The sequence below is a fragment of the Microbacterium sp. cx-55 genome, assembly GCF_021117345.1.
Taxonomy (GTDB): Bacteria; Actinomycetota; Actinomycetes; order Actinomycetales; family Microbacteriaceae; genus Microbacterium.
In genome coordinates this window covers 145,403-158,930 of the sequence record NZ_CP088261.1, presented here as the reverse complement: position 1 = coordinate 158,930, position 13,528 = coordinate 145,403, and the positions used below count along the sequence as shown (strand labels likewise).

Genomic DNA, 13,528 nt, shown 5'->3' with positions numbered 1-13,528 from the left:
GAGGGGTGAGCACCCTCGTCGTGACCGTCCCCTCGCCCGAACTCGCCGCCGATCTCGAACCTCTGCCGAACGGGGTCGAGGTGATCGTCTGGGATATGCAGCAGAGCGCGCCGCGCGACAACATCGACCTGGTGGTGCCGCCGTATATGAGCGCGCGGAGCGTGATGAAGCACCTCTCGGGCGTTCGCACCCGGCTCGTGCAGAGTCAGTCGATCGGGTACGAGGATGCCGCCGAGCACCTGCCCGCCGGTGTCGTCTTCGCGAACGCCGCGACCGTGCACGAGACGTCGACCGCCGAACTCGCCGTCGGGCTCGCGCTCGCGGTGCAGCGCCACCTCGATGACTTCGCGCGCGACCGCACGTGGACGCCCGTCTTCGCCGAGAGCCTCGCCGACCGCCGCGTGACCGTGCTCGGATACGGCGGCGTCGGTAAGGCGATCGCCGCGCGACTCGCCCCCTTCGAGGTGGAGCTTCGGGCGGTCGCCTCCCGAGAGCGCGTCGAGGACGGCATCGCCGTATCCGCCCTCGCCGATCTGCACGCGGTGCTCGCCGACACCGAGATCCTTTTCCTCGCGCTGCCCGGATCCGACAGCACCCGGCATGTGATCTCGGATGCGGAACTCGCTGCGCTCCCCGACGGCGCGCTCATCGTGAACGTCGGACGCGGACCGCTCATCGACACCGACGCCCTCGTGGACCACGTGCGACGCGGCCGCATCCGTGCGGCACTCGATGTGACCGACCCCGAACCGCTGCCCGAAGGCCACCCGCTGTGGACGCTTCCGGGGGTTCTCATCGCCCCGCACGTGGGTGGGGCGACGACGGCCATGCAGCCGCGCATCGCGCGACTCGTTCGCCGCCAGATCGATCATCTGCTGCGCGGGGAAGAGCCCGAGAACATCGTCCTCCGCAGCTGAACGGCACCGTTCGGGTTCAGCTCGGCTCTCCGGTCGGCGCCGGGTTCTTCGCCTCCGTCACCAGGACGTTGTCGCCGTCGCGCGTGAAGCGGATGATGCCGCCATCCGGAAATTCCTCCGCCAACTGCGCGGGGTAGGTGCCTCCGTAGTACTGGGTGTTCGAGGACTCATCCGGAAGGAACACGTCCATCGTGGCCGGCAACGGGCCGACGCCGCATCCGGAGGAAAACAGCCCCGGCCCCTCTCCGTCGTTGTCGGAGGTGATCGCCGTATAGAGGCAGTCCCCGACGGCGTAGACCCCGAGCCCCTTGTACTCGCCGAAGTAGATCGCGTCGGCCGCGGTCATGTCGCGTTGCGTCCCGAACTGCTCGAGCTGTCGGGTGACCGCGGAGTCACCGCCTCCGGGCTGCGCCGACAGCCGCGCGTCTACGTGCGCGCTGTCCCGAACACCGAAGGGGAACAGCCACGCCGTCAGACCCGCCGTGATCACGACCGCCGCGACGAGGCTGGCGACCCACGCCCATCGCGTGCGAGGACTCAGCGCGGGGGCGGGGGGCGGCTCGGCCGTGGCCGGCTCGGCCTGCTCGGCGGGGTCGGCGGAATCTGCCGGCTCGGCGAGCTCGGCTGCAGGGTCCGCGCGGTCAGTCGTGCGGATCGCAGCGCGGGCGGCACGGCGGCTGCTCGCGGTCGGGTCGCTGAAGGCGGGATCGGCGGAGCTCGGACCGGCGGAGCTCGGCTCGGCGAGAGCCGCGTGCTTGATCGCGCCGGAGAAGGGAGACCCCACGGACGCGGACCCGGATGCGGACGCCTGCACCGGCACGGACACGGGTGCGGGGAGGGACGGGCGCGGCGGCACCACGGGCTCGCGCGTACCGGAGGGAACGGTTGCCGATCCGGGCGCACCGAAGAGCGCCTCGAGGTCATCTGCCGGCTCCTGCATCTCCAGGGTGCCGGGGAGCGCATCCTGGCGGGCGGCGTCCTCCAGTTCCTTCAAGCGCGCTACCGCGGCCGGGTCTGACCAGATGTCGGCTGCCGGCCCGTACGCGCGACTCCGGAGCGCCGCGAGCTCGTCGTCGATCGTGCTCATCGTCACACTCCTTCGGGCGCGATCGCCGCGTGCGCGGGGGTGGCAGTGTCGCCGGACGACGACTCTGCCCGCGCGCCATCGACGTCGACCGGAACGAAGTGCTCGACGACCGGGAACGGCTCGTAGAAGTGGTGCAGGAGACCTTTCCATTCCTCGTACGCCGCCGACTCCCGGAACCCCTCGGTGTGCGCCGCCACGGAATCCCACTCCACGAGCAGCAGATAGTGCTGCGGCGTCTCGACGGATCGCGAGAGTCGCAGCGACCGGAATCCGGGCTGCGCGGCGATGAGCGGGCGCGCCGCCGCGAACGCCGCCTCGAAGTCGGATGCGGCACCGGCGCGCACCGGCAGGATCGCGTGCTCGAGGATCATGAACCCAGCGTGCCATCCCACGAGCTTTCCGGGCAGGGTGGATGAGCGCGTCGCCGGCAGCCATCGTTCCGGCATGCCGCTCACTGCGACGTGGCGGACCCCACTCCTCGCCCCGCGCACGCATGCTCCGCCCGGGCTTGTTCGCTCCGCCCACTCCACCCGCGCGCGTTCGCTCCGCCCGCTCCGCCGCACCATCCGTGCGCGACCGCTCCGGCCGCTCACATCCGCTCCCTCCGCTCACGTCCGCCGGACGATCCGGTCCGCCAGCCGGGTCTTCGAAGACGTCACGCGCCGCCAGCGGCGCTGCGCATCGATCCATCCGGGCGCCCGCAGCTCGGGAACACCGCGGTTCATACGGATCTCCCATCCGCTCGCATCGAGGAATCGATGATGAAACCAGCACAACAACACCCCGTTGTCGGTGTGCGTGGGCCCTCCCCGCGCGTGCTCGGTCACGTGATGAACTTCGCACCAGGCCGCGGGTACTCCGCATCCGGGTGTGAGGCATCCGCCGTCGCGAAGCGCGATCGCCCGACGCTGGTGGCGGTTGAACACCCGCTCCTCCGTGCCGAGTCGGAGAATGCGCCCTTCGCCGTTCATCGCCACACGCTGCAGGACTCCCGCGCACGCCACCCATCGAGCCGCCGCCATCGACAGCGGCTCATCCGTGCCGGCAGCGTGCGCCCACCCGCGGCCGCTCACGAGGTCGTCTTCTCGCACCGAGACGACCAGGGTCGGCGCGGCTCCTCCGACCGTGGGCAGTTCTCCGCTGGCCGCTGCCGCGAACAGCGCGGTGGCGAGCGCGTCGTGACGCTTCTGCGGCGCCCGGCGGTCATCGATCGGCACGCCGGACGTCCACACCTCATCGCCCGGCATCTCGGCGGCGGACTGGTCGGCCCGCGTCTCGCCGGCAGACTGCTCGCCCAGCGGATCGCCGGCGGGATCGCCGGCATCCACTCCCTCGGGTCGAAACCTCACGCCACCCGCAGAGTCGTCGGCGCGCGGCGAGCACAGGGCGTCGAAGATGCGCTGGAGCTGCGCGGCAACCTCGGGCAGTAGCTCCCCGCGGATGGGCACGAGCCCCTCCCGCTGGGAACCCAGGCTCACGCCCCGGCGGCGAAGCGCCCGACTCTCGCGCGGCTCCGCACCGTCTTGGTCGAGCATCATCGACCACGCGGCCGCCTGCAAGCGCAGGAGATCGGCAGAGGCGGGCGGCGCCGAATCAGAACCGCACCCGCGGGCGGATGCGGCGAGCGCCGCATCCGCGTCGAGTACCGCGTCGCGGGACACCCGGCGGTCGAGATCGGCGAGCGGCGCGGCGATCGCCAGGATGCCGTCGACACCGATCACCCCCTCGAGGAGCGCCTCTCGCGTGGCCGGGAGCGGCGCGGGAAGCCACTCGCCCGTCGACGGCGAAACATCGCGAACAACGGATCGTGCGGCACGCTGCCACCGACCGGCCGTCGCAGGGGCGACGAGCGTCGCGCGCTGAACCAGCTCGCTGACATCGTGGCACCCCCACCGCGTCGTCAGCCGCGCCTCTCTCACCGCGGTGGCGGAGCGCCGCGACGCCTCGCCCGTCACTTCGACGAGCATCGACTCGACGCGCCGGAGGATGCCGCCGGCAACCGTGAGCGCCTGCACGAGGTCCGGATCGGCGAGCGCCGATGGTCCGTTGTCCGCCAGCAGCGCGCCGGCGACGTCGTCGGCATGGCTCGACAGTCGGACGAGCGCAGCCAGGTGCGTGTCGGTCGGGTCGAGAGCGGTGAGGGCCATGACTCCATTCTGCAGAGAGCCTCCGACATCGGGTTGCAGGAGAAATTCCCGGTCAGCTGTGTATAAGTCCCCACATATCGGGCCTGTGGAGGACAAGTGGGAGACCGCACTCGAGAGGCCGGCAACGACGACCGGACGTCCGGCATCGCAGCCGCCGACCGCGCACACCGACCGCTCGTCGGCACCATCCCGCTCAGCGGCGATCGACGTCCGCGCCCGACCAGAGGTCACTGCATTCGACGGCAACGGCTCCGTGCGCAGCGAGGAACGGGCCTGCGCCGCGATCGCCACGGAGCGCGGCAACGACCGCGGGCACGTGCGCGCGACCGATCAACACGGGGTGACCGGGACGGCCGGCGTACGCCGCCTGCACGAGCGCGGATTCGAGGCCCAGACCAGCGTCACCCCGCCCGCCGGCTCGGATCACCCGCGCGACCGCCGACGCGGGCAGCTCAGGGGTATCCACCGTCACGACGAGCACCGCGTCCGGGCCGCGGTACGACACCCGCCGCTCGGCGGGCACCGCCTCGCGGCGACGGTCCACCGCCTGCTCTCGCTCCGCATCCGGCGTCGGCTCCGCCGCCTGCTCCGGCGCCGCATTCGGCGTCGGCTCCGCATCCCGCTCCGGCCCGGTCGCTTGCTCTCGCTCCGCCGCCCCCTCCGGCTTGGCCGCCGGCTCCGGCTCGGCCGCCTGCTCCGACTCGGCCGCCTGCTCCCACTCCGCATCCCGCTCCGGCTCGGGAATCGCCGCCCGCAGGCCCGCGCGAAGCGACGCGGAAAGCCCCACCGCCCAATCCTCGGCCCGCACGACGGTCGCGTCCGGCGGCACGAGCGCCGCGACCTCCTCGGCGGCGGCGCCGACCGCCACGAGCACCGTTCCGCATCCGCCGTCCCGCAGGGTCCGCACCGCGCGGGCCACCCACGCTTCGCCTTCGGTGGTGCGCGCGAGGCCCTTGGGTCCGCCGAATCGCGAGCCCGCCCCGGCCGCCAGCACCAACCCGACGACACGGGTGTCGGAGGGCGCCGGATGCATGGTTCGCACAGCGTAGCGCGCAGGAAACACAGGGCGATTAGCGTGTGAGCATGCTCGAACTCGCCCGCGACCTGCTGCCGCTGCTGCGTGCCGGAGAGACCGTCGCCACCGTGACCGTCACCGGAGTGGCCCGAAGCGCGCCCCGCGGCGTCGGCTCGGCGATGGCCGTCACACGGGACGCCCGCGTGATCGGTTCGATCTCGGGCGGATGCGTCGAAGCCGACGCCGTCGCGCTCTCGCTCGCCACGCTCGCCGGGTCCGACGACATCGCTCGGGGCGGTCGCCGCGGCATCGCCCGCAGCGGCGACACTCGCAGCGGCACTGCCGCCAGCTTCGGCTTCAGCGACGATCAAGCCTTCGCGACGGGACTTGCCTGCGGCGGATCGATCGACGCCGTGATCAGCGTGCTCCGCCCCGACGACCACGTCGCGATCGACGCGCTCGAGCGCGCCGCCGCCGACCGTCGCAGCAGCGTCGGGATCATCGCGGCAGGCCCCCGGGCCGGCGAGATCGTCGCCCTCCAGAACTCCGCCATTCCGGACGGTGCTCCGCAGAGCACCCCCGCACAGAACCCCACCGTGCAGATCACCTCCGGCCAGCACACTGCCGCCCCGCGCGCCTCGGCGCAGAGCACCCGCGGCCAGAGCGAACTCACCGTGGACGCGTCGGGCACCCCGATCCTGGTCGTCGTCTCGGCGCCGCGTCCGCGCCTGCTGCTGATGGGCGCGGGCGAGCACGCCGCCGCCCTCAGCCGGATCGCGACGTCCGCCGGGTTCGCCGTCACCGTGTGCGACGTGTGGGAGTTGCTCGTCACCCCCGAACGCTTCCCCGACGCCCACGAACTGCACACCGGAATGCCGCACGAGTACCTCGCCGCGCTCGGGCCCGACGACATCGATGAGCGCACCGCGGTCGTCGTCCTCACCCACGATGTGCGCCTCGACATCCCCGCGCTTCAGGCCGCGCTGGCACTGCCGATCGGCTTCGTCGGCGCGCTCGGTGCCCGGTCTACGGTCGCGCGTCGCGCGGACCTGCTGCGAGACGCCGGAGTTCCGGATGCGGACATCGCCCGCCTCCATTCCCCGCTCGGCCTCGACCTCGGCGGCGCCACCCCGGATGAGACCGCCGTCGCCGCCATTGCCGAGATCGTGGCCGCGCGGCACGGCGGCTCGGGTCGTCCGCTCGGCGAACTCCGCGGACCGCTGCACCGGCGCCCCGCGGCGCCCGAGGGCGTGGTGCTAGACGCGGCGTCATCGACCACCGCCCAGGACGCGCCGAGCACCACCGTCGGCTCCGCCGCTGCACCCGGCGCCCCGGCCACCGCCGTCGGCTCCGCGTCCTGCGCGGTCGTACACGCCTAGCGGGCGCGGCTCGCACTACGGCAGCGCGGCTCGCACTAGCGCAGCGCGCGTCGAGCCGGGGCGGTTCGCAGCATCCGCGTCGGCGCCCGCGCCCACAGCATCCGCGCCAGCGCTCGCGGAACCGCACCCCCGGCCGATGCTCGCAGCACGGCACCCCCGCAACCGATGCGATAACTCCTCCAAAAGTCGCCCTGGGCCCGCCCGCATGCCGCGACCGACGCGATGTGGAGGATTTAGCCTCCGCAGACGGCGCCAGACGACCGCGCCAGACGATCCCGACCGCGACCCACCGCACCACACCACCCCGCAGCCGACGGGACAACTCCTCCAAAATGCACCCCGAGACGCACCCACACGCCGCAGCCGACGCGATGTGGAGGAGTTAGCTTGCACCGACCGCGCCAGAGACCCCGCCCCACCGCGCCACACGACCGCGCCCGACCGCGCCCGCGTCCCCCAGGACATAGGCGGTGCTAATCTCGCCGGCGAAGCGTGTCCTATCACCATGACCTCGACGGGTCAGGGCGGGGACTGCGACGAATCCGAATCGTCCAGACCCGCAAGGAGAGCGACTATGTCCGCACCCGTCGACAAATCCCAGGCCGGCCTCACGGCCCGTCAGTACCATATCGGCATCGCGCCGGGCGAGGTCTCATCCGTCGCCCTGCTGCCCGGCGATCCGTTCCGCGTTCCGCTCGTCGCCGAGTTCCTGACCGACGTCCGCGAGGTCGCGCACAACCGCGAGCACCGCACGATGACGGGCTACTACAAGGGTCGCCACATCACCGCGACGTCCACCGGCATGGGGTGCCCGTCGACCGCGATCGCGGTGGAGGAGCTGGCCCGCGTCGGAGTCACGAGCTTCATCCGCGTCGGCAGTTCGGCCGCCGTGCAGCCCGGAATCGAGCCGGGCGACCTGCTCGTGAGCGAGGGCAGCTTCCGCAACGACGGCACGACCGACGCGTATCTGCCGAAGGGTTTCCCGGCCGTGCCCGACCTGGGCCTCACGCTCGCGCTCGCGGGACACTCCGCGCGGCTGGCGGATGCGGCCGGCACGCGGTCGCACACCGGCATCAGCGTGAGCGACGACGCCTTCTACGCCGAAACCCCCGAGTGGATCGACCAGCTGCAGCGTATGGGGATCCTCAACGTCGAGATGGAGGCATCCGCCCTCTACATCGTCGCCCGGATGCGCGGCCTGCGCGCCGGCATGGTGTGCGCGTGCTCCAGCAACCTCGTCGACGGATCGTCGCTCTACGACGAGAAGAACACGGCCCTGAAGGACGGGTGGATGCGGTCGATCGAGGCGGCGCTCGAGACGGCTGTCGACCTGGAGCTGTAGACGCTCACGCGGGTCGTCTGCGCGGAAGTCGGACGACCCTGTCGGCGACCCCGGATGGCGGGGTTCTTGGTTCCCTCGCGATGCGGGCTCGAGTCCCCGCATCGCGAGGGAACCCCCAGAAAAAAGTTGGTCTGCGTCCCCATGCGCGACCATTTCCCCCGGTCAACCCCCCAGTTGTCCCGTTCCAGTACCCCCAGTACTCGTTCGGAACGGAAGCTAACGTAACACCACTCCTGTCCACCAAATGGCGGACAGGGCAATCGTGAGAACACTCTCACGATGCGTTCATGGACTGCGGCCAAAAATGACGGTCGGATGCGGCGCCGAAGCTCCGCATCCGACCGAACACCGGTGCGCGTCAGGGGCGCAGCAGCACCTTGCCCACGCGACCGGCTTCGCCGTTGGCGTTCGCGGCATCCGCGATCTGATCGAACGAGTACGTGGCGGCGACCGGCAGGGTGATCGTGCCGTCGGCGACCCGGGTGACGAGTTCACCGAGGAGCGCGGCGCGGCGAGCCGGCTCCATCGACGAGCTCACCTTGCTGCCCCAGAATCCCTTGACGGTGGCCTGCTTGAAGATGACGTCGCCCGAGGCGATCTCCATAATCGGAGACGACATCGCACCGAACGCGACGAGCGTGCCGTTCTCAGCGAGAAGCGACAGCACTTCGCCGCTGGCGGACCCGCCGACGGAGTCGACACCCGCGCGAATGGGCGCGCCCTGGGTGATCGCCGCCGCCCGCTCGCGCCAGTCGTCGGACTCGGTCGAGACGACGTTGCCGATGCCGAGACCTGCGAGCTCTGCCACACCCGCGTCACGACGGACGAGCCCCAGCACGTTGAGGCCGCGCGCGACCGCGAGCTGCGCGACCAGCCGACCGACGGCACCGTTCGCGGTGTTCTGCGCGATCCAGTCGCCGGGCTCGAGATCGAGGAACTCGATCAGGCTGAGCGCACTGAACGGCATCGAGACGAGTTGCGACGCGGCGGCGTCGTCGATGCCGTCCGGCACCGGGATGAGGCCCGCCGCGGGCGCGACGAAGTACTCGGCCCAGACGCCGAACGTGCCGCCGGTGACGACGCGCTGGCCGGGCTGCAGGGTGTCGACGCCCGCACCGACCGCATCCACGACACCGAGCGCTTCGGTGCCGGCGCGGGCGGGAAGGTCGGGCTTGTAGCCGTAGGTTCCGCGCACGGTCCAGAGGTCGTGGTTGTGGATGGGAGACAGCAGCACGCGCACGCGCACGGCGCCGGGGCCGGGCTCGGGCAGCGGGGTCTCCGCGACGTGCAGGACGTCGGCGGGGTTGCCGAAAGCGTCGTGCATGACGGCGCGCATAGTGGTCGAGTTCTCCGAGTTGTTGCTCACCGATCGAGCCTACGCCCGCCGGATTGTCGCGGGCGCGGCCCGTTCGCCGACAGCGCGCATACGCTGAGGAAACACAGGCGAAATCCGTGCCTGGTTCACTGAACGCACCCTGTTCATGTGACCAACATCCCGAGGCAGAGCCGTGGACATCACCACCATCACGAGCTTCCGCGCCGCACGCACGCGCGGCGATCTGGCGTTGACGCCGGGCGAGCGCTACATCGCCGGCGGCACCTGGCTGATGAGTGAGCCGCAACCCGATACGACGGGTTTCGTGGATCTCACCACCATGGGCTGGGCCGACCTCGAGATCGACGAGCACGGCCTCCGCATCGGCGCGACCTGCACGATCGCACGCCTGCTCGCCTGGGCCGAAGGCCGCGCGAGCGACCTGCCGTCGCCGCCGCCCGACTGGCACGCCATCGGCATGATCCCGGATGCGGCGAACGCCCTCCTGGCCTCGTTCAAGATCTGGAACACCGCGACCGTCGGCGGCAACCTGTGCCAGACGTTCTCGGCCGGGTCGCTTCTCTCGTTCACCGTGGCGCTCGACGGCGTGGCCGTGATCTGGACGCCCGACGGCGGCGAACGGCGCATGCCCGTGGCGAGCCTCCCCTCGGGCAACGGCACGAACGTCCTCGCCCGCGGCGAGGTGCTGCGCGCGATCGAGATCCCCGCCCCCGCTCTCCGCTCGCGCGCGCTGCTGCGGAAGATCGCCCTCGCCGAGCTCGGCCGGTCCGGCGCAGTCGTGACCGGTCGCCACGACGAGGACGACTCCACGACCTTCGTCGTCACGGCGGCGACGTTGACCCCGACCGTGCTGCGGTTCGAGGGGATTCCGGATGCGGCGACGCTCGCCGCATCCGTCCTCGCCGCCGACGGCTACTACACGGATCCGCTGGGCGAGGCCGACTGGCGGCGCGCCGTGAGCGCCGAGCTGGCGGAACGCATCCGGCGCAGTCTCGAGGAGGACGCGGCATGAGGTTCGAGGTCAACGGGGAGCCCGTCGAGGCCGATCCGGCACCCGGCCAGTGCCTGCGCACGCTGCTGCGCGAGCACGGCCACACCGAGGTGAAGAAGGGCTGCGACGCCGGCGACTGCGGCGCATGCTCGGTGATCCTCGACGGCGAACCGGTGCACTCGTGCATCATCCCCGCCGTCCGCATGGAGGGCGCGTCGATCGTCACCGCATCCGGGCTCGCTCCGGGTGACGAGCTGCATCCGGTGCAAGAGGCGATCGTGGAGAACTTCGGGTTCCAGTGCGGCTTCTGCACGCCGGGCATGAGCGTCACCGCCTCGACCCTCTGCGCCGACGACCTCGACGACCTCGACCGCCGGATGAAGGGAAACCTGTGCCGCTGCACGGGGTACCGCCCCATCCGCGCCGCGATCCGCGAGTCGGTGCTCGGCCCGGTGCGCGAGACCGGCCGCGCCGTGTCGGGCCCCCGCGCGTCGGACCCCAGCCTGTCGGACCCCAGCCTGTCGGACCCCAGCATGTCCCACTTTTTGCCGCTTTCCGACCCGGATAGCGGCAAAAATGGGGACACGCACCGCGAAAAGTGGGACACGGTCTCGGCAGCACCCACGGCCGCAGCGCCAGCGCCAGCATCCGCAGCACAGGCGTCCGCACCCGCAGCGCCAGCATCCGCACCCGCACCCGCACACGCGCCCGGCGGGCAGGGCGTGGGTACCTCAGCCCGCCCTGCGGCGGGCCGGCGGGTCGTGCAGGGCACGGAGCCGTTCACCTTCGACGAGCCCGTGCCCGGCGCGCTCGTGCTGCGGGTGCTCGGCTCACCGCACGCGCACGCGCGCATTACCGCGATCGATACGTCCGCGGCCGACGCGATCCCCGGGGTCGTCGTCATCCTCACGCACCATGACGCTCCCGCCACGCGGTTCTCCACCGGGCGCCACGAGCACCGCGAGGACGATCCCGACGACACCCGCATCCTCGACGACACGGTCCGCTTCGTGGGCCAGCGCGTCGCCGCCGTGATCGCCGAGAACGCCGCAGCCGCCGACGCCGCCTGCCGGGCGATCCGGGTGACCTACGACGTGCTTCCGGCGGTGTTCGATCCGGATGCGTCCCGCCGCCCCGGCGCGCCGCTGCTGCATCCGGACCGCACGCCCGAAGACCGCGTCACCGACGCGTCGCGCAACGTCGTCGCGGCGATGCACGAGACCCACGGCGACGTCGATGCGGCGCTCGCGGCGAGCGCGGTCACCGTCTCGGGCACGTGGCAGACCTCGCGCGTCACGCACGCGCAGCTCGAGACGCACGGCGCCGTGGGCTGGCTCGACGACGACGGCCGCCTGGTGATCCGTTCCTCGACCCAGGTGCCGTTCCTGACCCGCGACGAGCTGAGTCGCGTCCTCGAGCTCGACCGCGACCGGGTCCGGGTGCACGCGGCGCGCGTGGGCGGCGGGTTCGGCGGCAAGCAGGAGATCTTCACGGAAGACCTGGTCGCCCTCGCGGTGCTGCGCACCGGACGCCCCGTCGCGTACGAGTTCTCGCGCACCGAGCAGTTCCATCGGGCGTCGGTGCGCCATCCGATGCGCGTCGCCGTCGACCTCGGCGCGACCGCCGACGGGCGCCTCACCGCGCTCAGCGTCGATCTTCTCAGCGACACCGGCGCGTACGGCAACCACGCGATCGGCGTGATGTTCCACTCGCTCGCCGAGTCGACGACGATCTACCGCGCCCCGACCCGACGACTCGACGCGGAGGCCGTGTACACGAACAACGTGCCCTCGGGCGCGTTCCGCGGCTACGGCCTCGGGCAGGTGATCCTCGGCGTCGAGTCCGCGATGGACATGCTGTCCGACAAGCTCGGGATCGACCCGTTCGAGCTGCGCCGCATCAACATGGTGCGCGAGGGCGACCCGCTGCATCCCGACGCCGATAAGTACGAAGAAGACCTGGTCTGGGGCAGTTACGGGCTCGACCAGTGCCTCGACCTGACCGAGGCCGCGCTCCGCCGCGGAAACGGTGTGGACGCGCCCGACGGATGGCTCGTGGGCGAGGGGATGGCGGCCTCGATGATCGCGACGATGGCTCCCCGAGGTCACATCGCGCAGACCTCGGCCGCGCTCCGCCCCGACGGCACCTACCTGTTGCGGGTCGGCACGGCCGAGTTCGGCAACGGCACGACGACGGTGCACCGGCAGATCGCCGCATCCGTGTTCCGCGTGCCGCACGAGCGGCTCGAGCTCTGGAACGCCGACACCGACGCCGTGGCGCACGACACCGGCGCCTTCGCGTCGGCCGGAATCACGGTCGCGGGCAAGGCGCTGCACGCCGCATGCCTGGCCCTCGAGGGGCGGATGCGGACCGTCGCGGCCGCCCTCACGGAGACGGATGCGGCCGATGCCGTCGTCGGCCCCGACGGCGTCGAGACCCCGGCCCGCACGGTCGCGTTCGCGGAGATCGTCGCGGCGGCCCCCGCGGACGAGCGCGAGGGTGACGCACTGGTGGCGGACGGCAGCGAACTCGGCGACCTCCGTTCGCTCGCTTTCAACGTGCACGCCGCCCGCGTCGCGGTCGACCCGACGACCGGCACCGTGCGGATCCTGCAGTCGATCCAGTCGGCGGATGCGGGTTTCGTCATGAACCCCGCGCAGTGTCGCGGACAGGTCGAGGGCGGTGCAGCGCAGGGCATCGGCAGCGCCCTGTACGAGGAGGTGCTCATCGATCCGGAGGGGCGGGTCGTGAACCCCGTGTTCCGCACGTACCGGGTGCCGCAGTTCGCCGACGTGCCCGAGACCGAGGTCTATTTCGCCGAGACGAGCGATGACGTCGGCCCCTTCGGCGCGAAGTCGATGAGCGAGTCGCCTTACAACCCGGTCGCCCCGGCGATCGGCAACGCGATCGCGCGAGCGCTCGGCACCCGGCCCTTCGTGCAGCCGTTCACCCGGCAGCGCGTCTGGCGCCTCACGCAGGGCTGAGCGCGCCCGCTGAGCGCGCCCTCCGGCTGAGGGCGCCCCGCCGGGCTGAGGACGCTCCGCCGACGCCCGCTCCGCCGACGCCCGCTCACGTGGCGCAAACTGCCGCGTGACACGACCGATTGCGACACGTGAGCCGGGTGGTCCGACGCTCACGTTGCGCAAACTGCCGCCGGGGTGGGCCGATTGCGACACGTGAGCACGCGGCGCGCTCGGCCGTCGACGTGGGCGGAGTGCGACACCCGCCCACAAGACACCCCGCTCACGTGGCGCAAACTGCCGCGCGACACGACCGATCGCGACACGTGAGCCGGGTGGTCCGACGCTCACGTG

At 71.8% G+C, this 13,528-nt stretch carries 10 protein-coding genes; 5 read left to right on the top strand and 5 right to left on the bottom strand.

Annotated elements, in window-relative coordinates; all coding sequences use genetic code 11:
* Window positions 1-5: 5 nt before the first annotated feature.
* Entirely contained in the window at window positions 6-917 is a 912-nt protein-coding gene (locus LQ938_RS00740; protein WP_223722154.1) for a 2-hydroxyacid dehydrogenase, read from the top strand.
* A gap of 16 nt (window positions 918-933) precedes the next feature.
* Here LQ938_RS00740 and LQ938_RS00735 read toward each other — a convergent pair whose 3' ends face one another.
* From LQ938_RS00735 to LQ938_RS00720, 4 genes are all read right to left on the bottom strand, one after another.
* On the bottom strand, window positions 934-2,004 hold the full coding sequence (locus LQ938_RS00735) for a hypothetical protein (RefSeq protein ID WP_223722153.1): 1,071 nt from the start codon (window positions 2,002-2,004) through the stop codon (window positions 934-936).
* A gap of 2 nt (window positions 2,005-2,006) precedes the next feature.
* Window positions 2,007-2,375, bottom strand: a complete 369-nt coding sequence (locus LQ938_RS00730; protein ID WP_223722152.1) for an antibiotic biosynthesis monooxygenase family protein — start codon at window positions 2,373-2,375, stop codon at window positions 2,007-2,009.
* Between the two features lie 237 nt (window positions 2,376-2,612).
* The gene (locus LQ938_RS00725) at window positions 2,613-4,151 is read right to left on the bottom strand and encodes an HNH endonuclease signature motif containing protein (RefSeq protein ID WP_223722151.1); all 1,539 of its coding nucleotides are present in this window, start codon (window positions 4,149-4,151) and stop codon (window positions 2,613-2,615) included.
* A 193-nt stretch (window positions 4,152-4,344) separates the two neighbouring features.
* Window positions 4,345-5,184, bottom strand: coding sequence for a nucleotidyltransferase family protein (locus tag LQ938_RS00720; protein WP_223722150.1), 840 nt, complete (start codon window positions 5,182-5,184; stop codon window positions 4,345-4,347).
* Window positions 5,185-5,234: 50 nt separating this feature from the next.
* Here LQ938_RS00720 and LQ938_RS00715 point away from each other — a divergent pair, with 50 nt between their 5' ends.
* Window positions 5,235-6,545 (top strand): XdhC family protein, encoded by a 1,311-nt coding sequence (locus tag LQ938_RS00715; RefSeq protein WP_223722149.1) that lies wholly within the window; start codon window positions 5,235-5,237, stop codon window positions 6,543-6,545.
* 574 nt (window positions 6,546-7,119) lie between these two features.
* The gene (locus LQ938_RS00710; protein ID WP_223722148.1) at window positions 7,120-7,887 is read left to right on the top strand and encodes a nucleoside phosphorylase; all 768 of its coding nucleotides are present in this window, start codon (window positions 7,120-7,122) and stop codon (window positions 7,885-7,887) included.
* 358 nt (window positions 7,888-8,245) lie between these two features.
* Here the strand turns inward: LQ938_RS00710 and LQ938_RS00705 are convergent, their stop codons facing one another.
* On the bottom strand, window positions 8,246-9,223 hold the full coding sequence (locus LQ938_RS00705; protein ID WP_223722542.1) for a zinc-binding dehydrogenase: 978 nt from the start codon (window positions 9,221-9,223) through the stop codon (window positions 8,246-8,248).
* A 172-nt stretch (window positions 9,224-9,395) separates the two neighbouring features.
* Here LQ938_RS00705 and LQ938_RS00700 point away from each other — a divergent pair, with 172 nt between their 5' ends.
* Window positions 9,396-10,235, top strand: coding sequence for an FAD binding domain-containing protein (locus tag LQ938_RS00700; protein WP_223722147.1), 840 nt, complete (start codon window positions 9,396-9,398; stop codon window positions 10,233-10,235).
* Complete coding sequence (locus tag LQ938_RS00695) at window positions 10,232-13,198, top strand: molybdopterin-dependent oxidoreductase (protein WP_223722146.1); 2,967 nt, start codon at window positions 10,232-10,234, stop codon at window positions 13,196-13,198. The genes LQ938_RS00700 and LQ938_RS00695 overlap by 4 nt, the downstream gene beginning before the upstream one ends.
* Window positions 13,199-13,528: the final 330 nt, after the last annotated feature.

Bases quoted from the DNA above. Each gene is read 5' to 3' on its own strand.
- LQ938_RS00725 (WP_223722151.1), bottom strand. From the start codon at position 4,151: ATGGCCCTCACCGCTCTCGACCCGACCGACACGCACCTGGCTGCGCTC.
- LQ938_RS00735 (WP_223722153.1), bottom strand. From the start codon at position 2,004: ATGAGCACGATCGACGACGAGCTCGCGGCGCTCCGGAGTCGCGCGTAC.
- LQ938_RS00705 (WP_223722542.1), bottom strand. From the start codon at position 9,223: ATGCGCGCCGTCATGCACGACGCTTTCGGCAACCCCGCCGACGTCCTG.
- LQ938_RS00695 (WP_223722146.1), top strand. From the start codon at position 10,232: ATGAGGTTCGAGGTCAACGGGGAGCCCGTCGAGGCCGATCCGGCACCC.
- LQ938_RS00730 (WP_223722152.1), bottom strand. From the start codon at position 2,375: ATGATCCTCGAGCACGCGATCCTGCCGGTGCGCGCCGGTGCCGCATCC.
- LQ938_RS00715 (WP_223722149.1), top strand. From the start codon at position 5,235: ATGCTCGAACTCGCCCGCGACCTGCTGCCGCTGCTGCGTGCCGGAGAG.
- LQ938_RS00710 (WP_223722148.1), top strand. From the start codon at position 7,120: ATGTCCGCACCCGTCGACAAATCCCAGGCCGGCCTCACGGCCCGTCAG.
- LQ938_RS00720 (WP_223722150.1), bottom strand. From the start codon at position 5,184: ATGCATCCGGCGCCCTCCGACACCCGTGTCGTCGGGTTGGTGCTGGCG.